Origin of the sequence: Campylobacter lari, from assembly GCF_900638335.1 — a bacterium.
Lineage (GTDB): Bacteria > Campylobacterota > Campylobacteria > Campylobacterales > Campylobacteraceae > Campylobacter_D > Campylobacter_D lari_E.
In genome coordinates, this window is the sequence record NZ_LR134508.1 from 550,167 (window position 1) to 572,430 (window position 22,264).

At 29.8% G+C, this 22,264-nt stretch carries 21 protein-coding genes; 9 read left to right on the plus strand and 12 right to left on the minus strand.

The genetic code is table 11. The features are described from left to right. Window positions 1–8: 8 nt before the first annotated feature. Entirely contained in the window at window positions 9–896 is an 888-nt protein-coding gene (locus EL235_RS02890) for a pentapeptide repeat-containing protein (protein WP_114640188.1), read from the minus strand. Between the two features lie 130 nt (window positions 897–1,026). Between EL235_RS02890 and EL235_RS02895 the strand changes: the two genes are divergently transcribed. From EL235_RS02895 to EL235_RS02915, 5 genes are all read left to right on the plus strand, one after another. Then, window positions 1,027–1,677, plus strand: coding sequence for a thiol:disulfide interchange protein DsbA/DsbL (locus EL235_RS02895; RefSeq protein ID WP_039625652.1), 651 nt, complete (start codon window positions 1,027–1,029; stop codon window positions 1,675–1,677). Between the two features lie 176 nt (window positions 1,678–1,853). Continuing rightward, complete coding sequence (locus EL235_RS02900) at window positions 1,854–2,516, plus strand: thiol:disulfide interchange protein DsbA/DsbL (protein ID WP_114640189.1); 663 nt, start codon at window positions 1,854–1,856, stop codon at window positions 2,514–2,516. A gap of 13 nt (window positions 2,517–2,529) precedes the next feature. Beyond that, entirely contained in the window at window positions 2,530–3,264 is a 735-nt protein-coding gene (gene dsbI / locus EL235_RS02905; protein ID WP_039625657.1) for a protein-disulfide oxidoreductase DsbI, read from the plus strand. A gap of 33 nt (window positions 3,265–3,297) precedes the next feature. Further along, entirely contained in the window at window positions 3,298–5,127 is a 1,830-nt protein-coding gene (locus EL235_RS02910; RefSeq protein WP_039627390.1) for an aryl-sulfate sulfotransferase, read from the plus strand. Window positions 5,128–5,150: 23 nt separating this feature from the next. Further along, the gene (locus tag EL235_RS02915; protein WP_197719681.1) at window positions 5,151–7,007 is read left to right on the plus strand and encodes an aryl-sulfate sulfotransferase; all 1,857 of its coding nucleotides are present in this window, start codon (window positions 5,151–5,153) and stop codon (window positions 7,005–7,007) included. A 30-nt stretch (window positions 7,008–7,037) separates the two neighbouring features. Here EL235_RS02915 and EL235_RS02920 read toward each other — a convergent pair whose 3' ends face one another. Together EL235_RS02920 and EL235_RS02925 are read right to left on the minus strand one after the other, a co-directional pair. Next, window positions 7,038–8,432, minus strand: coding sequence for an anaerobic C4-dicarboxylate transporter (locus tag EL235_RS02920; protein ID WP_039625660.1), 1,395 nt, complete (start codon window positions 8,430–8,432; stop codon window positions 7,038–7,040). A 139-nt stretch (window positions 8,433–8,571) separates the two neighbouring features. Further along, a complete protein-coding gene (locus EL235_RS02925; protein WP_126340766.1) occupies window positions 8,572–9,840 on the minus strand; it encodes a M20/M25/M40 family metallo-hydrolase in 1,269 nt (422 codons plus the stop codon). Between the two features lie 51 nt (window positions 9,841–9,891). Here EL235_RS02925 and EL235_RS02930 point away from each other — a divergent pair, with 51 nt between their 5' ends. Both EL235_RS02930 and EL235_RS02935 read left to right on the plus strand, forming a co-directional pair. Continuing rightward, entirely contained in the window at window positions 9,892–10,416 is a 525-nt protein-coding gene (locus tag EL235_RS02930) for a thermonuclease family protein (RefSeq protein WP_232017400.1), read from the plus strand. Between the two features lie 8 nt (window positions 10,417–10,424). Then, window positions 10,425–10,610 (plus strand): hypothetical protein, encoded by a 186-nt coding sequence (locus EL235_RS02935; protein ID WP_039625666.1) that lies wholly within the window; start codon window positions 10,425–10,427, stop codon window positions 10,608–10,610. On the opposite strand, the gene EL235_RS02940 is transcribed toward EL235_RS02935, so the two are convergent. The 8 genes from EL235_RS02940 to abc-f form a co-directional block, all read right to left on the minus strand. Then, a complete protein-coding gene (locus tag EL235_RS02940; protein WP_039625668.1) occupies window positions 10,590–11,153 on the minus strand; it encodes a hypothetical protein in 564 nt (187 codons plus the stop codon). The genes EL235_RS02935 and EL235_RS02940 overlap by 21 nt on opposite strands. Before the next feature lie 2 nt (window positions 11,154–11,155). Further along, a complete protein-coding gene (gene cmoB / locus EL235_RS02945) occupies window positions 11,156–12,031 on the minus strand; it encodes a tRNA 5-methoxyuridine(34)/uridine 5-oxyacetic acid(34) synthase CmoB (protein ID WP_114640192.1) in 876 nt (291 codons plus the stop codon). 39 nt (window positions 12,032–12,070) lie between these two features. After that, window positions 12,071–12,820 (minus strand): flagellin, encoded by a 750-nt coding sequence (locus EL235_RS02950; RefSeq protein ID WP_114640193.1) that lies wholly within the window; start codon window positions 12,818–12,820, stop codon window positions 12,071–12,073. Window positions 12,821–12,853: 33 nt separating this feature from the next. Then, window positions 12,854–13,321 carry a DUF4149 domain-containing protein gene (locus tag EL235_RS02955; protein ID WP_039628182.1) on the minus strand — a complete coding sequence of 156 codons (468 nt, stop codon included), beginning with the start codon at window positions 13,319–13,321 and terminating at the stop codon, window positions 12,854–12,856. Between the two features lie 29 nt (window positions 13,322–13,350). Continuing rightward, window positions 13,351–14,151: a HemK/PrmC family methyltransferase gene (locus EL235_RS02960; protein WP_232017403.1), complete on the minus strand. Its 801-nt coding sequence runs from the start codon at window positions 14,149–14,151 to the stop codon at window positions 13,351–13,353. After that, window positions 14,151–15,338: a M48 family metallopeptidase gene (locus EL235_RS02965; protein WP_126340768.1), complete on the minus strand. Its 1,188-nt coding sequence runs from the start codon at window positions 15,336–15,338 to the stop codon at window positions 14,151–14,153. The genes EL235_RS02960 and EL235_RS02965 overlap by 1 nt, the downstream gene beginning before the upstream one ends. 99 nt (window positions 15,339–15,437) lie before the next feature. Next, on the minus strand, window positions 15,438–17,777 hold the full coding sequence (locus EL235_RS02970; protein WP_126340769.1) for an autotransporter outer membrane beta-barrel domain-containing protein: 2,340 nt from the start codon (window positions 17,775–17,777) through the stop codon (window positions 15,438–15,440). A gap of 278 nt (window positions 17,778–18,055) precedes the next feature. Further along, entirely contained in the window at window positions 18,056–19,987 is a 1,932-nt protein-coding gene (gene abc-f, locus EL235_RS02975) for a ribosomal protection-like ABC-F family protein (protein ID WP_126340770.1), read from the minus strand. Between the two features lie 71 nt (window positions 19,988–20,058). Between abc-f and EL235_RS02980 the strand changes: the two genes are divergently transcribed. Then, window positions 20,059–21,189 (plus strand): metallophosphoesterase, encoded by a 1,131-nt coding sequence (locus EL235_RS02980; RefSeq protein WP_126340771.1) that lies wholly within the window; start codon window positions 20,059–20,061, stop codon window positions 21,187–21,189. After that, window positions 21,190–21,999 carry a phosphatidylserine decarboxylase gene (locus tag EL235_RS02985; protein WP_126340772.1) on the plus strand — a complete coding sequence of 270 codons (810 nt, stop codon included), beginning with the start codon at window positions 21,190–21,192 and terminating at the stop codon, window positions 21,997–21,999. On the opposite strand, the gene EL235_RS02990 is transcribed toward EL235_RS02985, so the two are convergent. Beyond that, complete coding sequence (locus EL235_RS02990) at window positions 21,974–22,264, minus strand: FlhB-like flagellar biosynthesis protein (RefSeq protein ID WP_114640200.1); 291 nt, start codon at window positions 22,262–22,264, stop codon at window positions 21,974–21,976. The genes EL235_RS02985 and EL235_RS02990 overlap by 26 nt on opposite strands.

Below are 22,264 nucleotides of genomic sequence, written 5' to 3' on the forward strand. Positions count from 1 at the left end.
AAAATCCTTTAATTTGGTATGATAGTGTTTTTTCTTGCTGTTTTTTGAAGGGAAAAAATGATTAAACCAAAAACTACAATATTGTTAAATACTGTATTTTTAAAAATTAAATCTTTTATGTGTATGTTTTCAAAATTGACAATACCTTTAAATGTAACATTTTGAAAATGGTATATTTGTTTTGTTGTACCATTAATACTACTTTCATCACGTTCTTTATTAGAAATAAATTTAACATTATTAAATTCTGCTTCACTAAATATGATTGTATTGTTAAAAAAAGAAGTATTTTGAAATAAAACTATGTTTTTGAAAATTATACGAAAAAAACTAACCATATGGTTAAAATTTACATAGGTAAAACTTGTTTCACTTTCAAATTGTGCCATCTCAAAACTAACTTTAGCTTTAAATTCTGCACCATTAAAAGAAACTTTTTCTTTAAAAACTGTTTCACTAAAATTATTTTCAATGACTCCTGTTGTTGTTTGATCTGCTAAAAACAGTGTCATTACAAATCTAGCCTCATTTTTAAACATTGTTGCTGTAAGATTAACATAGCTGTTAAAAATTGCATATGTAAAGTCAATTCTTTTTTCAAAAATACATTGAGAAAAAATAACTTCTTTGTTGAAAATAATTGATATAGCGATAATTTGATTTTTAAAAATACAGTCTATAAAAAATAATTCTATATTATTATTTGCAAAATAAATATAATCGATTTCGCAGTTTGTTATAGTGATTTTATTTATTTGTTTTTGCTCTAGAATGTTTAAATTAATTTCACTAATGTTGGAGTTGTGAATAATTATTGTATTCTTATTTATTTCTACATTTGTATCTTTGATATTTTCTTGTACTAATATACCATAAGATTCTAGAAGCTTTTGCATTTATTTTGCCCTGTTTTATGTCTAATAAATATAAATTTTATCTAAAATGCTATAAGAAGAGCATAAAATATTCTTGATTTTATATCTTATGTTAAAATTGTATTTTATATCATCAAAAAAAAGGAAAATCATGCAAGTATTGCAAAAAATGTTTAAATTATTAGCTATTATAGCTTTTGTTTTTAGTATAAACGCAAATGCGTTAAGTGAGGGTAAAGAGTATATTACTTTAAAAACACCTATACCAAATGCACAAAATTCTTTGGTAGAAATTTTTTCTTATCGTTGCATTCATTGCTATAATCATCATCAATTTCACACTCTAGCAAAGGTTAAAGAGGTTTTGCCAAATTTAAAATATGATCTTTTTTCAGTAAGTTCTATGTTGGAGTATGGTGGCGCTTTAAATGAGATGTTTGCTTTAGCTTCTTTCAAAGAAAAAGCTTTGGGTTTAGATGCTGCTAGTGAAAAAAGTCTTACTTATAAGCTTGCTGATGTGTATTTTATAAGTCATTTTGAGCAAAAGTTAGATTTAAATAATCTTGATTTGTTTTATAAAATAGGTTTAAATGCTATTGGTGCTAGTAAAGAAGAATTGCAAAAATTTTTACAAACTAAAGAAGCTAAAGAGTTTTTGACTGCTTATGATGTGGCTAATGAAATTTCAAGAAATTATGGTACACCTGCTTTTATAGTAAATGGCAAATATCAAATCAATCCTGAGTATATCACTTCTTTAGAAGAACTAATCCGTATAGTTAAAGAACTTTCTACTAAATAAATATGTAAAACATTATATCTTTAATTTCAAGATATAATGTTTTATTTAAATAATAATAAATTATTATTTAATTTTTATTTTATATTTTTATTATCATTTAAGTTGGATTAGTATAAGCTAATATTGTTTATAAGATTTTTTAATAATTAATTATAAACATAATAAAGGAGGCTTAAATGCAAAATAAATTTGACATGTTCTTAAGTTCGGCTTTGTTGGCTGTTTTTGTTTTTGGTGTAAACGCAAATGCGCTTAGCGAAGGTAAAGAGTATATTACTTTAAAAACACCTATCCCAAATGCACAAAACTCTTTGATAGAAGTGTTTTCTTATCGTTGCACACATTGTTATGATCACCATAAATTCAATACAATCTCAAAAGTTAAAGAAAAATTACCGCAATTAACTTATAAATTTTATCCTGTTGGCTCTATGGGTGATTATGGTAAGCAAGCTAATGAAATTTTTGCTTTTGCTGCTTTTAAAGATGAGCAAAATAAAGTAAGTCAAAGTGATAAAAATAGTTTAACTCATAAAGCTTCTGAAGCATATTTTAATGCTTATTTTAAGAAAAAACAAAGATGGGGAAATGGATCTAATCCTGAAGCGTTTTATGAGGTGGGGTTAAAAGCAATTTCGGCAAGCAAAGAAGATTTAGATAATTTTTTAAAAACTCCTGAGGCTAGTGAAATTTTAAAATCTTATGAAAGTGCTAATGATATTTCTAAAAACTATGGCACACCTGCTTTTGTAGTAAATGGTAAATATCAAATTACACCGCAAGCTATTACATCTCCACAAGCTTTGATAGAAATAACAGAAGAATTAAGCAAAATGTAGTTTTGGTGTCAAAATGAGTTCTTGTCCTATTAGTAAAATTGGTGCTTGGCAAAATACTAGATTACCTTGGTTAATAATGGTTATAGCTATGATAAGTTTAACTTTCATAGCACACTTTTTATTTCAAGAATACCTTTATATGGAGCCTTGTGAGCAGTGTGTTTATATAAGATTTGCTATGTTAACTATGGCTTTTGGTGGTATTTTAGCCTTGATAGATCCTAAAAATGATTATCTAAAAATTTTTGCTTATATTTTTGTTTTTTGGGGTATATGGCTTGGTATAGAGTATTGCATTACTCTTGATCATATTCATGAAGTAGTGCATTCAGAAAATCCTTTTGCTGGGGTTGATGGATGTAGAGAAATTCCTATATATCCTTTTAATTTACCATTGCATGAATGGGCACCAGGATGGTTTTTACCAACAGGTGAGTGTGGCATGGATACACCTATAGTACCTGAAGATGTTTATGGTAGTTTAAATGCTTTCCAGAAATTTTTTGTTGGAACTCCTCCAAATTTTGAAGATGGGTTATATAGTAATGGTTGGTATTTGATTCCTAGTATGGAATTTATGAATATGGCAATTTGTTGCTTATTGGCTTTTGTTGTTTGTTTGGTGATTTTAGGAGGTATGTTTATTTCTTATGCATTTTCACATTCTAAGACTAAAATTTATGCTTTAGTTGTTTTGGTGCTTGTGGTTGTGTTTAAGATTTTAGGTGAACCAAGTTCTATTGTGTAAACAAAAAAAAGGAAAATAATGAAAAATAATAGTATGAAAAAATATGCTTTATTGTTAACTTCTGTGGTATTGTTTTTTCCAAATGTTGTTATGGGTATAGGGGGTGCAAGTGGTCCTAAGACATATTCATCTCAAGGGAAAATAGGAGCTGTTGTAATGAATCCGTATAAAATAGCTCCTTTAACAGCATTGATAAAAAATGGTGGGTATGATGTGAAAAATGCAAAAGTTGAAGTTCTTGGAAAAGGTAAGGATGGTATTAGTATTAAATATAATCCTAGCGATAGAGAAATTTTAACGCATGGTGGAATTCCTATTTTCGGTCTTTATCCAGATTATATCAATAGAGTAAAAGTTGATTATGAAAGAAGTATAGATGGGTTGAGATCTGAGAAAATTTCAGAAGAATATAAAATTTATGCACCACCTGTGTATATTGAAAGCACTGGCGTTAACCAAATTGGTGTGTTGCCTAAAGCTAAGATTGTTGTTAAAGCAGATAAAAAAATTAAAAATAATCTCTATTTAATCAATCATTTAATTAGATACCCTTTAGCAAATAGTGCTCAAGCTGTTTGGAATAACCCAACAGGAGGAGCAATGGAATGGGACTTACAAAGTTATAATTGGATAGTAGATACTAATGGGGATATTAGATGGTATTTAAAAAATGATGAGTTAAGAGATCCTGAAAATATATATAAAAAAGGTAATATGATGGGCTTTATTCAATTAGAGAATGGAAGCTTATTATGGGGTATGGGACAAAGATATATGAATTATGATTTAATGGGTAGAGAAATTTTTAATAGAAAATTACCTATGGGCTATATTGATTTTTCACATCATATCGAATATACAGAGAAAGGAACTTATTTGCTTCGTGTTGCAAGTTCTGATCAGAAAAGAAAAGATGGTAAAAATGTTAGAACTGTAAGAGATGTTATTATTGAAGTGGATAAAGATGGAAAAGTGATTGATGAATGGAAATTGTATGATATTTTAGATCCATATAGAGATGTAAATTTACTTGTTCTAGATCAGGGTGCTGTTTGTTTAAATGTGGATAAAGATAAAGTTGGTACAACTTCAAAAAAAGAAGACTTAGAGGATAAAAATGCTCCATTTGGAGATGTTACTGGTGTGGGTGCTGGTCGTAACTGGGCTCATGTAAATAGTGTAGATTATGATCCAAGTGATGATAGTATTATTATTTCAAGTCGTCATCAAAGTGCTATTATAAAAATAGGCCGTGATAAAAAAGTAAAATGGATACTAGGAGCACACAAAGGATGGGGAGAAAAGTATAAAAAAGCACTTTTACAACCTATTGATAAAAATGGTAAAAAAATAGTTTGTGAAGATGAGTATAGTAAATGCCCTGGTTATGAAAATGAAGATGGTGGTTTTGATTTTACATGGACACAGCATACTGCATACTATGTTCCAAGTATGAGCAAAAAAGGCAAGATTGTTGTAAGTGTTTTTGATAATGGTGATACAAGAGGTATGCATCAACCACCTTTTGCTACAAGCAAGTACTCAAGGGCTGTTTTTTATATGATAGATGAAAAAAACAAAACCGTAGAGCAAATTTGGGAGTATGGTAAGCAAAGAGGTTTTGATTATTACAGTCCTATTACATCTATAACACAGTATTTTGATAAAACAAATAGTGTTTTTGTATATAGTGCTACGGCTGGGCTTGGGAAGTATTTGTTAAATATGGGAAACACAGAGCCTATTTTAAGTGAGTTTGATTTTGATACTAAAAAAAATTTATTCGAAATGAAATTTGAAAATTTAGGCGGACAAATAGGGTATAGAGCTTATCCCATCAATATAAACAAAGCTTTTGATTAAAATTTATTACAAAAGGAGAAAGAATGAAAATTAGTAAAATTGTAAGTAATATTTTACTTGCTAGTAGTATCGTTGCAGTTGCGCCTAATGTTTCTTTGGCTATGGGTGGACCTAGTGGTACTAGTATTAATTGGGAGATTCAAGGTAAAATTGGTGCTATAAAAATAAATCCTTATGGTTTATCCCCGCTTAGTGCTGTAATTATGGATGGTGGATATAAACTAAGTGATGTAAGTGTAACTATAGTTCCAAAACCAAATGGACAGACTATATCTTATAAGGTTAGCCCTAATAAAATTAAAACTTATGGAGGAATTCCTGTTTTTGGACTTTATCCATCATATTTAAATACAGCAAAAGTAAGTTATACCAAAACTGCTTTTGGAAAAAGTGAAAAAGTAGTAGATGAGGTATATAAAATAGCAACTGGTGGAGTAAATATAGAAGCTAGTGGAAGTCTTATGCAAAGAGGTGTACCTTTTGAAAAAGTAGAAGTGATTAAAGTAGATAAGGGTTTTGAAGATAGATTGTATTTGGTTAACAATGCTCCAGGAAGACAAAGTGGTAAAGGCTCTCAAGCTGTATGGAATAACCCAGCAGGTGGTGCAATGGAGTGGGATGAGAATTCAAATGCATTTATCATTGATACAAAAGGTGAAATTCGTTGGTATTTAGATAGTGATAAATTAATGGATTGGGGTAATATTTATAAGCGTGGTATTATGATGGGTTTTCATCAAAATGAAGATGGGGCTTTAAGTTTTGGATTTGGTCAAAGATATGTTAAGTATGATTTGATGGGTAGAGAAATTTTTAATCGTATTTTGCCTTCTTCTTATATAGACTTTTCTCATTCTATGGATGATATGCAAAATGGAAATTACCTTTTAAGGGTAGCTTCTGCCAATGTTAAGCGTCCTGATGGTAAAAATGTGCGTTCAGTGCGTGATGTGATAGTAGAAGTTGATAAAAATGGCAATGTGGTAGATGAGTGGAGGCTTTTTGAAATTTTAGATCCATATAGAGCAAATGTTATAAAAGCTTTAGATCAAGGCGCTGTTTGTTTGAATATTGATTCTAGTAAAGCAGGGGTTACTTTAAGTGATGAGGATTTAGCTAAAATGGATGCAAGTGATTCTTTTGGTGATATAGCAGGCACTGGAGTAGGTCGTAACTGGGCTCATGTAAATAGTGTAGATTATGATCCAAGTGATGATAGTATTATTATTTCAAGTCGTCATCAAAGTGCTATTATAAAAATAGGCCGTGATAAAAAAGTAAAATGGATACTAGGAGCACACAAAGGATGGGGAGAAAAGTATAAAAAAGCACTTTTACAACCTATTGATAAAAATGGTAAAAAAATAGTTTGTGAAGATGAGTATAGTAAATGCCCTGGTTATGAAAATGAAGATGGTGGTTTTGATTTTACATGGACACAGCATACTGCATTTAGAATAGATGAAAAATCTGATAAAAGATATATTTATATCACGGCTTTTGATAATGGTGATGCAAGGGGTATAGAACAACCTGCTTTTGCTTCGATGAAATACTCAAGAGCGGTTGTGTATAAAATAGATCAAAAAAATAAAACCGTAGAACAAATTTGGGAGTATGGTAAGCAAAGAGGTAATGAGTGGTTTTCGCCTGTTACTTCTTTAACTGAGTATCATAAAGATAAAAATTCTATAGTGGTTTATAGTGCCACTGCTGGAATGGCTTTTGATTTAAACAAAGGTGTTGCTTTGGGCGAGCCAAGACCTGAAATAGATGAGTTTAAATGGGGAGCTAAAGAGCCTTCAGTGCAAATTCGTTTTAGTGGAGCAAGCACTGGTTATCAAGCTATGCCTATTGATTTGGAAAAAGCATTTAAATAAAAAAAGGGCTTTATGATAAGCCCTTTATTTTTATAAATATCCTGCGCTTAAAGCTAGAAAATATCCTGCTATACAAGATACGATAACACCAATTAATCCTGGCAAAATAAAGCTATGATTTATAACAAATTTACCGATTTTTGTTGTTCCTGATCTGTCAAATTGTATAGTTGCAAGATCGCTTGGATAAGTTGGTAAAATATAATATCCATAGCAAGCTGCTGCAAAGGCAATGATAATACCTGGTTCAACACCAATTCCTAGTGCAAGTGGCACAAATGCTGCAATCGCTGCTGCTTGAGAATTAACAAATTTAGAAATTAATAAAAGCATAACAGCGTAAGTCCAAGGGTATTCAACAACTATATTCCCTAAAGACTCTTTCATCATAGGAGTGTGCACTGCAAACATTGTATCTGCCATCCAAGAAATTCCAAAAACTGCTACTAAAGCTATCATACCTGATTTAAAAATTTCATTTTTTGCAATTTTGCTTGCATCAAGTTTGGTAAAGATAATTAATGCTGCACCCGCTAAGAGCATAAACATTTGAATTGTTGCGACCATATTCATAGGTTTAGTAACACCTTTTGAGGTAAATTGTGGTCTAAGTTCTGGGAAAGCACCTAAAAGTGCAACAATAGCAATAGCACCTAAGAAAATCCACATAGCTACCCATTGAATAGTTGGGAGTTTTTGACCAAGGAGTGTTTTGCTATCTCCATAGATATATTCTCTTTGTTCTGGGTCTTTAATTCTTGCTTGAAAATCTTCATCTTTGTCAAGATCTTTTCCTCTAAACCAAGAAAAAATTCCTATAGCTAAAACACCTATTAAAGTAGAAGGTATGGTAATAGCAAGCAAATCTACATAACCATCAAACCCAGCTAAAGGATTTTTGTTTATTTCTGGATTTAAAAGTAAAGCTGTTAAGCTTACCACAGCAACAGAAACAGGACTTGCGATGATACCAAGCTGAGAAGAAATACTAGAGGCAGCCATAGGTCTTTCTGGGCGTATACCATTTTTAATGGCAATGTCATAAATAATAGGCATCATGGTGTAAACAACATGCCCAGTCCCACAAAGTATAGTTAAAAAGCAAGTTACAAAAGGTGCTAAAATAGTTAAAAATTTAGGGTTTTTTCTTAAAACTCTTTCTGCTACTTGTAACATTACATCCAAACCACCGCTAGCTTGTAAGGTTGCACTTGCTACAACAACAGCTAAAATAGTAAGCATTACATCAATTGAAGGTTTTCCAGGTGCTACAGCAAAACCAAAACTTAAAACCAATAAACCTATACCGCCTAATAAACCTAGAGCGATACCTCCTTTTTTTGCCCCATAAAAAAGACAAATGAGAACTACGGCTAGTTGGATACTAAATTGAGTGCCTTCACTAAGGCTAGTTAGCATTTCCATACTCTCTCCTTGTTTTTTTTGAAATATACGAGAGTATAGTGCAAGTTTTATTAATAGTAAATAAAATTTTTTATTATTTAAATAAATATTTACCAATATTTTAATTTTATTTATTAAAATATTGGTTTTTATCTATGCTTTATTGATAATCTTTTAAGATAGCAAAAAGAATTTTACCGATTTTTTCGATAGAAACTATTTCGCATTTTTCATCTGTTGAGTGAGGGCTATAAATATTTGGCCCTATAGAGCAACATTCTAGCGGCTGTTTTTCACTTATAATGCCACATTCTAAACCAGCATGTATGGTGTAAAGTTTGGCATTTGGATTTTCTTTTTTAAAATAACTTAGAATTTCTTCTCCAAAATTAGTATCTTTATTAGCCCAAGGTGAATAAAAATTTGCACTTGAAACTTCACAGCTTTGCATTTTAAAATAGGTTAAGGTTTCAAATTCTATATTTTTAAGCTCTTGTAAATCATTTGATCTTGCAAAAAGTTCAAAATGAAATTTACCTTCTTTTTCATAAGCCAATGAAAGGTTGATACTTGTTTGGACTAAATTTAGATGATAATTGAAAGTTCTAACACCTTGTGCAAAAGCATTGATAATATTTAAAATAACTTGAGAATTTTTATAATATGTTCTTTTGATTTTGCCTATATAATTTACTTTAAAATGATTATTTTTTTTTGGAGGATTTTTAAAAAATGCTATGATTTTGGCATGTTTTGGAATAGAGTTGATTCTCTCACCTGCTTTAAATTCACAAAGTTCACCTTGATTTTGAGTGATAAAGTAACTTGCTTCTTTGATAGAAGATTTGATGTTTTTAACAATATCAATCCCTGAATGTCCGCCTTTAAAATCTATTGCTTCTATTTCATAGCATTCGCCTTCTTTTTCATCTATTTCTAATTTCAAACTAGCAAAAATATCTACTCCACCAGCGCAACCTATAACAACCTCATCATCACTTTCATGGTCTAAATTTAACAGCTTGTTTGAAATCAAAGTATGTGTAAGATTATTTGCTCCACAAAGGCCGACTTCTTCATCATTAGTAAAAAGACATTCGATGTTTTTAAAGTCTTTTAAAGCTTGCATCATTAATGACACGCCTATGCCATTATCTGCACCTAAACTCGAGTTTTTAGCTTTTAAATATCCATTTTCTTCATACATTTGTATATTTGGAGCCTCTCCCATGCAAACCATATCATAATGGCTTTGTAAACAAATTTTTGGATTTCCTTTGTATGTATGGATATTGCCTGCACTATCAACGCTTACTTGACAGTTGTGACTTTTAGCAAAATCAATGAGAAAATTTTTTAATTCTTCGGTTTTAAAACTACAATGAGGTATTTGAGTAATTTGTTTAAAATTTTGTATAATTTCTTGCATAAAATCTCCTTTTTTATAATTATGGCATATTTTTATATAGATGAGGTTTAAATGAAAATTTCTAAAAAACAAATTATTTTTTTTATAACTTTATTAAAAGATCCAAAGAAAATTTTAATTATGTTTTTTTTAATCGCTTTTGCTTATATCTTAAACTATGATGGTGGATCTTATATTAATGCCAAAGTAAGTCATGTGATAGATGGTGATACTATTGAAGCTAAATTTGAAGATAAAAAACTTAAAATTAGACTTTTTGGTATAGATGCACCTGAGAGTGATCAAGCTTATGGAAAGATGGCTATGCAGTTTTTAAGTGCAATTGTATTAAACAAAGAAGTGGTTTTGAGTGTAAAAGATGAGGATAAATATGGTAGAATTTTAGCCATTGTGTATTTAAACGATAAAGATATTAATCAAGTTATGGTTAAAAATGGTTTTGCTTGGGCTTATGAACACTATAGTGATTTATATGTAAATGAGCAAAATTATGCCAAAGAAAATAAAAAAGGTTTATGGGCAGATGAAAATCCTATAGAGCCTTATAAATGGCGTAGGCAAATAAGATTAAAATAGGAAAAGAGATGTTTAAAAAAATATTTTTCATTGGGTTTTTAGCATTATTTTTTGGTGGTTGTTTTGTAAATGAAAGAGGGGTTTCAAATCGCTTTTATGATGATTGCAAAGAGTATTACGATGCAAGCGGGGGTTACCATAAGGAATGCCCTAAAAATTGGGTGGATTTGCCTTTAACCCCCGATTCCTTTTAAGGCTGCATTGAGTTCTTCTTGTGTTGTTTCTTGTTTGGCAGGTTCTTGTTGGTTTTGGTTGTTGTTTGTAGTGTTTTGGCTCTGTTTAAGTTTAAATATATGATCTTCGGTTGTTACAACCTGAAAAGATGCATCAAAAATTTTAATCTCATTAACAAAACCTGAAACCTTCACCTCTCTTTTTCTTGAATCATCGCTAAAAAGAGCATTTGCTTCAAGATTTAAAATATCTCCGACTTTTAAAGGAGCGTAAAAAAAGCTTCTTGAGCCTATTAAGACACTAAATTCTTTATTGATTGCAGCTTGAGCTATATAATTAGCTGCATTAAATACAAAACCACTGTGTACTAATCCTAGCTCATCTACTGCCATATCATGAGTTGTGATTAAAATGCCTTTAGCAAAATTTTTTTCTATATGAGAAATACTTCCTGCTAAAGTATTGTTTATCCCAGGACAAGTGATAAGTTCTGATTTGATACGATTTAATTCTTCAGGATCTATTAATTCTTCTATGCTAACAGCGCTTGCTGCTCTTGCCATTTTTACACCTTTAATTTAACATAAACTCTTTTTGGTGCTTCATAACCTTCACAAGTTAAATTTGAGTCATTTTTATCTAAAAATTGATCTAAGGAATAAGAGTCAATCCATTGCGTTTTTCTTTGCTCTTCATGATCAGTTTGTTTAGTCGTTATAACTTCAAATTCACTAAATCCAGCTCTATAACACCAATTTCTTAAACCCAATATCGACGGAATAAAAAAAATATTTGGTATTTTTGAGTAAGTTTTTTGAGGAATGAGAGCGATTTCTCTTTCATCTTCTATATACATAGTATCTAAAAAGACTATACCATCTTTATTTAAAGATTGCTTGAGTTGTTTTAGCATGGCTATAGGATCGCTGCGGTGATAAATTACACCAAGACAAAAAATCACATCAAATTTTATACCATAATTTGGAACATTAGCTACCCCTAAAAGTTCATATTGTATAGGAGTTTTAGCAATAGAATTTAAAAGTAAAAATTGCAAATAATACTTAATAGAAGGATCAAAACCTATGAGTTTTAAAGGATTAAATTCAAGCATTTTAAACATATAATAGCCATTATTACAACCAATATCTGCAACTATTTTGCCTTTGATTTCTTGCATATGTGGTTTTAATATATTAAATTTAATAAAACTTTGCCATTCTGTATCTATAAATAAATCATTGATTTTAAAAGGTCCTTTGCGCCAAGGTTTTAATTCTAAGGCAATTTCTTTAATCTCGTTATCTAAGCTTTTATCACAAAAAATATCAAAACTATCATTTATAAGATAACTTGATTTTTGAATTTTTTCACTAAGGTTTTGAATTTTTTCATACAAAGGGTGTTTTAAAACTTGCTTTAATAAAGCATTATCTTGCATATTTTTCCTTAAAAAACTCCCTTATTTTGGGGGTTTTTGTTATTGAAGTAAGCTTGCTAATTTGGTTTGCAGCATTACATTTGAGTGAGCATTTGCAAATAAAAATGCATTTTCTTTTAAGTAGTTTGCATTAAAATCGTTGATATTTTGCGCTAAGTCATTATTTTGTAATTTGCTTTCAGCTTCTTTGGTATTAATGCTAGTTTGCAAAGATGAGTTAATATTGGAATGGATAGCATTGATCCCAGCACCAATATCTGCGCGTAAAGAACTTACTTGATCTTGAAAATCGCGAATTCCATCTTGGTTTTCAAGGCTTAAATTTGCTGTGCTTGGTTGATTTAAATTAATACTTTCAACTCCAGTACCAACAACAAAATCCATACTTTGGAAGACATTTTTTCCATTAAAAGTTGCATTTGAAAATGCATCATTGATTGAGCTTATGAGTTTGTTTGCTTCAGTATTTAACATACTTTTTTGTCTATCATTTAATGCAGCGCTGTTTGAGCGTACCGAAAGTTCATTAAGTCTATCCGCGGTAGCTGAGATGTTATTTAGCGCTGAGTCTGCAATTTGCAAAACACCTACTGAATCATATGCGTTTAAAACACCTTGATCTATGGTGCCATACTGACTTCTTAAAGAATCAGCTATGGCTAAATTTGCCCCATCGCTTCCATCTATAGCACGCATTGCAGCTATATTTTCTAAAGCTTTTTCTTGGCTTTTTTGTGCTTGGTTTAAGTAATGATTTTGTTGAGTTGTTCCTATATCGCCTATTTTCATCTTTGACTCCTTTTAAAGACTTATCTTATTATATCACTTTTTTGTTTTAAAATTTAAAAAAAACAAAATTACTTGTGATAACATGATAATTTTCATCACAACTTCACTTGCACCATGAATTTTTATAAATTCTTGAGTCTTAGTTGCTTCTTCTCCTAAGCTTTGTGCTTCTAAAACATAAGCAGTGAAGTAAAATACAAAAAGCAAACTTAGTGCCAAAATGATTAAAGAAAGCATAAATTTTGAAAAATTTATTTTAAAAGTTAAATTTTTATCCTTAAATGAGAAAATTTCCATTAAAATAGATAAAACACTCACACCTAGCAAAACATAACCAAATTGTACAAAAATGTGTGTCATTAAAAGTCCGCTTTGAAAATGAGTTAAAACCCCTTCGCCTATGAATTTAGCAGGATAAAATATAGTCGGAGCTAAAAATACACCTATGCTAATTTCAATACCAATTAAACTTGCTAGTAAAAATAAATATATTGATTTCATATTTTCTCCTATAAAAAGATAATTATAGTCTAATTTTTTAAATTCCACGCAACAAAGGCTCTATCAAATCCATTATAATCTTGATAAAAAGTGGCTTTAAAACCATTTTCTTCTAAAATTTTATTTAAAATTGCTTTTTGATCATAACCAAACTCACACGCTAAGACTTTTGTGTTATGATTTTTGGCAAAAAGGATAATTTCATGTAAAATTTCCCAGCCTTTATCTCCTCCAAATAAAGCATTATGTGGTTCATTTTGCACCCATTTATCTAAAGGATAGTCATTTTTAATATAAGGTGGATTAGAAAAAATAAAGTCAAAATTTCCACGCATGCTTTTAAAATCGCAAAGTTGAAAGTTAATTAAATTTAAAACATGATGAAAATCTGCATTTTTTTTAGCAAGCTCTAGTGCTTTTGGATTAATATCGCAAGCTTGTATAAAAATTTGCTTTAACTTTGCTAGGCAAATACTTAAAATTCCACTCCCAAAGCCAATTTCAAGTATATTTTTAAAAGAGTTATGATCTAAAATTTCCAAGCATCTTTCAAGTAATATTTCACTATCAAAACGTGGTATCAAAACCCCTTTTTTAATAAAAAAATCTAAACCATAAAACTGCGTTTTTTGAAATAAATATTCAAAAGGCTCGCCGTATAAAAATCTATCAACATATTCTAAAAAAACTTTTTCATCGATTTGAAATTCAGGGTTTAAAAAAACCCAAGCCCTATCTTTTTGCAAAAGCTCACAAAGAATAAAAAGTATATATTCTTTGTGAGTAGGGTCCTTTGCATAAGCTTGTTCTAAAGCTTGTTTGATTGAAATCATTGTAAAGCTTTGATTCTATCATAAATACAAGGATGACTTAGGTGAAAGAAAGTATAAATTTTACTTGTTTTAACAAAGGCTTTATTTTCTTTTGCTAAAGCTATGAGAGCATTTTTCATATCTTCTTTAGAGCTTAGTTTTGCTCCATGTAAGTCAGCATTAAATTCATTTTTTTGGCTCATTTTATTAAGTAGTGGAGAGATAATAAAAGTAAAAATATTTCCAAAAATCAATAAAAGTGCAAAAACTCCAGCATTTACTCCATCTAAGTGACTTTCAATATAAAAAAAGCTTGGTAAGTGTGCAAAGATAAAAAATAAAGCAAAAAGCATAAAAGCGCTAGCAAATAACATTTTTAGTAAATCTTTATGCACAAAATGCCCTAGCTCATGACCTAAAACAGCAATGAGTTCTTTTTCTTTTAAGGCATTTAAAAGTGTATCAAAAAGCACCACTCTTTTACTTTTAAATAAACCGCCAAAATAAGCATTTAATCTTTTATCCCTTTTACTTGCATCAATAACATAAACACCATTTGCACTAAAGCCACATTTTTGCATTAAATTGGTGATTTTTTTTAATAAATTCTCATCTTCAAGTTTTTTCATTTTATTAAACATTGGTGCAATAAGTGTAGGGTAGATGAGATTTATAATAAGTATGATTATAAAGCTTAAAGCAAAAGCAACGATCCACCAGTATGTGTTAAAAAATTCAAAGCAAAATACTAAAGCATAAATGATTAAAAAGCCAAAAATAAGCATTAGAGCTAAAGATTTAATACTATCTTTAACAAAAAGAGCTAAAGTCATATTTGAAAAGCCGTGTTTTTTATCTTTTATAAAGCTTTCGTAATAACTAAGTGGTAAATTTAAAATACTAATAACCAATAAAAATGCAAGTAAAAATAAAGTATTTTCTAAAGTCGAATTTTCTTTTATGAAAACTTCTTTTAAATACAAAAAGCCAAAGCTAATCCAAGAAATATTAATTATCAGATTATAAAGATTAGAAAAGATTTTGTATTTTTCATTTTCTATGGCGATATTTGCAGCATTTTTATAATCATGCTCATTTAAAATAATCGCTTGTTTTTCTCTTTCTTTTTTTAAAAAAGAAATTTGCATATAAGATATAAAAACCAAAAAGGCTGTGTAAATACATAAAATAGATATTAAAGTCATAATTTTTCCATGTAATTTTTTTAAAAATATGTAATAAGAAAGTAAATAAGCATAGGTAAATTTACCTATGCTTGTATAAGAAGAATTCTTTTTTATTAATTAGAATGAGTATTTAACACCAATATTACCAGTTATATAAGTTTCATCAGTATTATCATCTTTATTGCCTAGGATTTGTTTAGCACCTACACTTAGATCAATAGAGAATCTATCTGTAACACTAATGTTGCTTCCGATAAGAATTTTACCAAAAGTTTTGTCTTTTTCAGCGCCAGCTACATTGTAACTAAAATCACTTCCCGTAAAACGAGCTTTAAAGTTATCTCCACTCATAGCAAAGAATTGTTCAATTTTTGGAGTAACATAGAAATAGCTACCACCATTAAAGAATTTTCTAAATTCTGCTCCAAGTTCTGCACTTGCTGCAAAGCTATCCATTGAATAAACTTTTTGAGCCCAAAGACCATTTTCTGTGTAGTCTGGAGTGTGGCTATAGTAAAGATTTAATCCGATTAATGGTTTGATTGAGAAATTATCACTAAAATCAAACACATAGCCATAACTACCGCTTGCACCTAAATAAGTTTGTGTGAAATCAGATTTATTGCTAGTGCCATTTAAAAATCTTTCTTGATCTGCAAAGCTAAATTGTGCATATGTCTTAATATCAAATTCATGTTGGCCGTTTGCGATTCTTGAGTAAAGACCTAATTGTAAGTTATTAGAATCTTGATTTAATGAATTATGGTTTAATTGTGAATCAGCATAAGTTAAATACGCACCAAAGAATATAGCATCATTAAATTGTCTGTCGATACCTATAGTAGTTCCGTATACACCTTCACTATCACTACCAATCATGTTAGCACCACCAAAAGCATTAGCCCATACGCTATTTTCACCAACGTTTCTTGATTGAGCCATTCTAGTTGCAATAGCCATTTCGTTAGCTAGATTGATGATTTGAATAGCACCTTGACGATTAGAGTTGTTTGCACTTTCTCTAGCTGAATCAACAACAGCTTGTGCTTGTCTAACATCGCCTTTTATAGCATTAATTAAAGCTGAATTAGCTGCTAATTGTCTGTCAGAATTTTTCAAAGAAGCTAAAACTGAATCAATTTGTTGTCCATAAGTAATAACTTTTTCATTGGAAGTTATATCATTCATTTGTTTTTTAAGATCAGCTAGGATTTGACTATAGTCAAATTTAGGATCAACACCAGGATGTTGTTGATTTTGCTCATAAGCTTTTTGAGCATAATAATCGTGTAATTGAGTTAAAACTTCAATTCTCATTTCTTTCAATAAATCACTAATATTGATATTTTTAATGCTACTTGTTAAGCCACCTTGAGCATAAGCATCATTTCCAATTATATTTAATCTATAGTTGAAGTATTTTTTATCTTGATCAATGATTACTTTTACAACTTGATCATCATACTCTGCCAATGCACTACCTTTAAGACCTAGAATTTTTCCTTCTGGGATTAGTAATACATTTCTAACTGTATTTACTTCTGTAAATTCTTTATTGAAGTTTGTAGCACTTAGCAAATAAACACCTTTTTCTGATACAGGGTTGCTAAAGTTGGCAAGCTCAAATACAGAATTTCTAATTACCGCATTACCATTTACAGTGAATTGGTGTGGTCCATGTAAAGTAAATAATGAATCATGCGCAAAAAGATCGCCGTTTATGGTTAAAGCGCCATTGTAGTTAGTACCATTGAAATTACCCGCTATAACTTTAAAGTTTGCGTGGTCCATATTAACATTGCCATCAATTAAACCATTATGGAATACATTTAAAGAAACGTTTTCTCTTGAATCTTGAATCCAAGTTGGAGTCCATGGATTTTTATCTGTTAGGGCACCATTATTCATTCCTGTATCTGGATTGAAAATTGCACCAAAGCCATCATCAACAATACCTCCGATTATATCGCCTGGCTTCATTCCAGGTTTGTATATTAAACTATCATCCAATCCTCCTTGGTTTACATTTCCAAAGCCAGCATCTGGATAGTTAATTACATTATCCGGATTTTTTTTACCTATGAAATTTACTTCTTTGGCTTTGATAGCAAAAGAATAGTGTGGATTCTTACCGCCTATTGAACCATAGTGAGAACCTCTTTCTCCACCTACTTCGATAACAGAATCAGGGGTGTTAATTGTTAAGTGTTTAATAGGTGTTTCTAATACGGCACCTTGACCTATATCATTATCACCTAAATCTGTTGTTATGTGAAAGGTATTACCTTGTGGGTTTTTTGATGAAACGAATTGATATTCCCCTCCCCCTAGGTGTGTTAATTGAAAGTCATCGATAACACCTGGTCTAGGATTAGATGGTTCTATAGCTACAGCTGAGCTAGCTACAAAAGTAGCAACACAAGCGGAAAGAAAAATTTTTCTATTCAACTTTTCCATGTTTCTGAAACTCCTTATTAATGAAATACTCTAAAATTAGATTGTGATTTTACCATTAAGATGATTTAAAAGTCAATAAAAATTAGCAAAAAATTCAAAAAAAAAAAAAACGATTTTTTAATCTAAAAAAATAGCTGTTTAAAGCCTATTAAAATAATGTTATATAGATATTTTTAAATATTAAATATATTTTTGTTTTTAGCTGGAAAATTATTACACAAGAACCATAATTAATAAATTTTTATTAAGTTAAGATTAATTAATATTTTAAACATTTTTTATTCTTCGATTTTTTCAAGAGTATTAAAATACTTTTCTTCTAAAATAGTTAATAAATCTTGTTTTTCTTTTAATTCTTCATAAAGCTTGTTAATTCCAATTTTTTGATAAAGTTCAGGATCTGATAAAGAAATTTTTAAATTTTTTATCTCTTCTTCTAGTTTGTGAATTTTATCAGGGTATGAGTTTAAAATTTCATTTTCTTTATAGCTTAGTTTTTTACTTGATTTTTCTTTTGTTTTTACACTTGTTGTGATGTTTGTTTCTAAACTTTTAGAAAATTCTTCAAAGTCTTTGTATTCTTTTTCATTTTCTAAATATTCACTATAAGAAAGAACTTCTATGTTAATATTTGCATTATCTTCAAAAGTATAAAGTTTGGTTGCTATTTTATCAACAAAATATCTATCATGTGATACAAGCAAAATCGCACCTTCAAAAGAAAGTAAATATTCTTCTAAGATATTAATCGTAGCTATGTCTAAATCATTTGTTGGTTCATCTAAGATTAATACATCATATTCTTTAGTAAAAAGTAAGGCTAGGGCAACTCTGTTTTTTTCGCCCCCACTTAACACACTCACACTTTGTTCTAAAAATTCTTTTGGAAATAAAAATTGTTTTAAATACCCATAAACATGCATATTTTTACCACGCACTTGAATATGATCACCACCATTTGGGCAAAAAATTTCTAAAAGTTTTTTATCGGTATTGAGTAAGCTTCTACTTTGATCAAAATAGCCTATTTTAACTTCACCTCTTTTAATTTCTCCACTATCAAGCGGAATTTGATCAAGCAAAATCTTTAAAAAAGTAGATTTCCCACAACCATTTTTACCTACTATGGCTATGCGTTCACCTTGTAAAATTCGTGCATTAAAGTCTTTAAAAAGTGTCTTACCTGCTATGGATTTTGAGATATTTTTAAGTTCAAAAAGCATTTTTTTGCGGTTTTGACTTTGGGTTTGGTTGAAATTTTTACTTGCTCTTTTAATCTCAAGTTGTAAGCGTTTGATAGCTCCTGGGTTTTTCTTGGCTTCTTCACGCATTTTAAAAATGCGTTCTTTGCGTCCTTCGTTGCGTTTAAGTCTAGCTTTAACTCCTCTTCTTAACCATTCTTCCTCGCTTTTTAGTTGTTTAAGTAAGGTTTCATGGCTTTTAGCTAAAGAAGCTAAAATAGCTGCTTTTTTTTCTAGATATTGCGTATATCCACCCTCAAAAACACTTAATTTTCCTGCTTCTATTTCTACGCATTTTTGTGCTATTGCATCGATAAAATATCTATCATGAGAGATGAAAATAACACACATTTTAGAAGCTTTCAATCTTTCTTCTAAAAAGCTACTCATATATACATCTAGATGGTTGGTTGGCTCATCAAGCAATAAAATATCAGGATTTTTCAGCAAAAGCGTGCAGAGTCCTACACGTCTTATCTCTCCTCCGCTTAAAGAGCAAAGTGTTCTGTCTTTATACTCTAATAGTTTAAACTCTTCTAGTATTCTTTGTATTTTTTGGTCTAAATTCCATGCATCTTTTGAGTCTATATATAAACTTAATTCATCTACTTTTTTTAAATATTCTTTATTTTCAGGATCAAGAGCTAATTTTTCATTATAGCTTTCAAATTCTTTTAAAGCTTGATAAATTTCTTCAAGTTCTTTTTTGATAGCTTCGCTCACACTTAAGGTGCTTTCAAAGCTTACTTGTTGGCTTAGCATGCCTATGCTAGTGTTGTTTTGTTTAATCACTCTACCGCTATCTAGTTTTAAAGTTCCCATAAGGGCTTTTAAAAAGCTTGATTTTCCTTCGCCGTTTTTGCCTATAATGGCGATTTTTTCTCCTAAATTTGCACTAAAATTTGCATTTTCTAAAACTATTTTTGTATTAAATTTCTTATTTGCATCGATTAAATCTATTAAAGCCAAATTTCTTTCCCAAATGTTTTTTTGCGATTTTACTTTAAAAAGTATTAATTTTGCTTAAATAAAATTACACTATGAGAGTGTTTGTTTTTTTTACTTTATTGGTTTTATTTTTTGCTTTAGCAAATTGGTATATTTATAAAAGATTTTTAAGTAAGATTGATTTTTTAAAACCTTATAAGAAGTTTGTATTAGCTCTTGTTTTAATAGTTTTTGCATGTGAATTAATCTTTTTTGTAAATATGCGCGGAGATTTTTTACATGAAAAGCTTTATTATATTTTAGCGATTTTTCCTACTGTTACTTGCTTTTTTTTACTTTTTGGAATAGTTTTTGAAATTGCTTCTTGGATTTTTTTTAATGAAAATAAAAAAGAGCAAATTTTCAGTGTCCAAAGAAGAAAGTTTTTAAAATTAATTTTTGATTCTTGGCTTATTATACTTAGCGTTAGTATGGTATTTAAAGGCTTTGTAAATGCTATCAGTACGCCTAAGGTTAATGAAATAGATATTAAAATTAAAAATTTAAAAGAAGATTTAAATATAGCTTTGCTTTCTGATGTACATTTGGGAAAAAATTTAGGAGAGGATTTTTTAAAAACCTTAATTGATGAGGTTAATGCTTTAAATGCTGATATAGTCATCATAGCTGGGGATTTAATCGATGCAGATATAGCTAGTATGTCTTATATTAATTTGTTAGAAAATTTTAAATCAAAATATGGTACTTATTTTGTTTATGGAAATCATGAGTATTATAATGATATAAATGCAATAAGCAAAAAGCTTAAAACGCTTAAAAATTTCAAAGTTTTAGAAGATGAAAGTATTGATTTTGGGGATTTTACTTTAAGTGGGACTTTGGATTTGGCTGCTAAACGTTTGGGCTTTAAAGAAAGTAATATAGAAAAAATCAAAACTCAAATCAATCAAGAAAAAGTTAATATTTTAATCACGCATCAGCCAAAATATGTAAAAACTTATGATGTGAGCGGGTTTGATTTGATTTTATCAGGACATACACATGCAGGACAAATTTTCCCTTTTTCTTTGCTAGTATATTTAGAACAAGGCTTTGTGTATGGGCTTTATAAATTAAGCAAAGATAGTTTGCTTTATGTAAGCAGTGGAGCTGGATTTTGGGGACCTGCTGTGAGATTTTTAGCTCCTAGTGAGATAGCTTTGATTAGATTAAAAGGAGAATGAGTGGGATTTAGCAATAGTGCTTCAAAAATATTTGGAATCATAGCAAAATATAAATTTCCAAAAATTATACAAAAAAACATTAATAAAGCTTATGTAAATGCTTTTAATATCAATATGAGTGAATTTAAGTCTTTAGAAGAATACGAGAGTTTAAATGCTTTGTTTACAAGAACTTTATTAAATGAGCGAGAATTAGAAGATGGCTTTGTAAGTCCAAGTGATGGTAAAATTTTAGAACTTGGAAGTAGTTTTCAAAATGACTTAAAAGAAAATTTAGCCTTTAGTATTAAAGGTTCAAGTTATAGTATAGAAGAGCTTTTAAAAAACTCAGCCAGTAAAGAAGAATTAGAAAATGGCATAGATTATGCAAATATTTATTTATCTCCAAAAGATTATCATCATTATCATGCACCTTGTAATATGCAAATTTTAAGTGCTACATATATGAGTGGGGCTTTATTTAGTGTGAGTGAGGCAAAGTTAGCCAAGATTATAAATCTTTATACTAAAAATGAAAGAGTAGTTTTAAGGTGCTTAGTGGAAGGAAAATTTATACTTTGGATGGTATTTGTGGGCGCGCTAAATGTTGGTAAAATGCATTTTAGCTTTGATACCAGCATACAAACTAACGCTGCAAATTTTGATTTTACTTATACTTATGAAGATCTTTTTGTAAAAAAAGGCCAAAGACTTGGAAATTTTGAGCTAGGTTCAACTATAGTTTTAATCGCTCAAAAAGGGTTTTTAAAATTTAGCAAAAATGCTTACGAGAAAGTTGAATTTTCTAAGAAGATTGCAGACTTTGCTTAGTCTCATCTTCATTAGCAACTTTATATAAAAAGGCAAAAATTTCAGCCACCGCTTTATACATATTAGGTGGGATTTCATCGCCTAAGTCAAGCTTGCTAAGAACTTCTACTAAGTCTTTATCCTCTTTTATGGGTATGCCATTTTCTTTAGCTAAAGAGATGATTTTAGCAGCGTTTTCACCTTTAGCATTAGCTAGGATTTTTGGTGCATTTTGATCTTCTTTATTATAGCCTAGTGCAACGGCTTTTTTTGTTTTTTTAGCCAT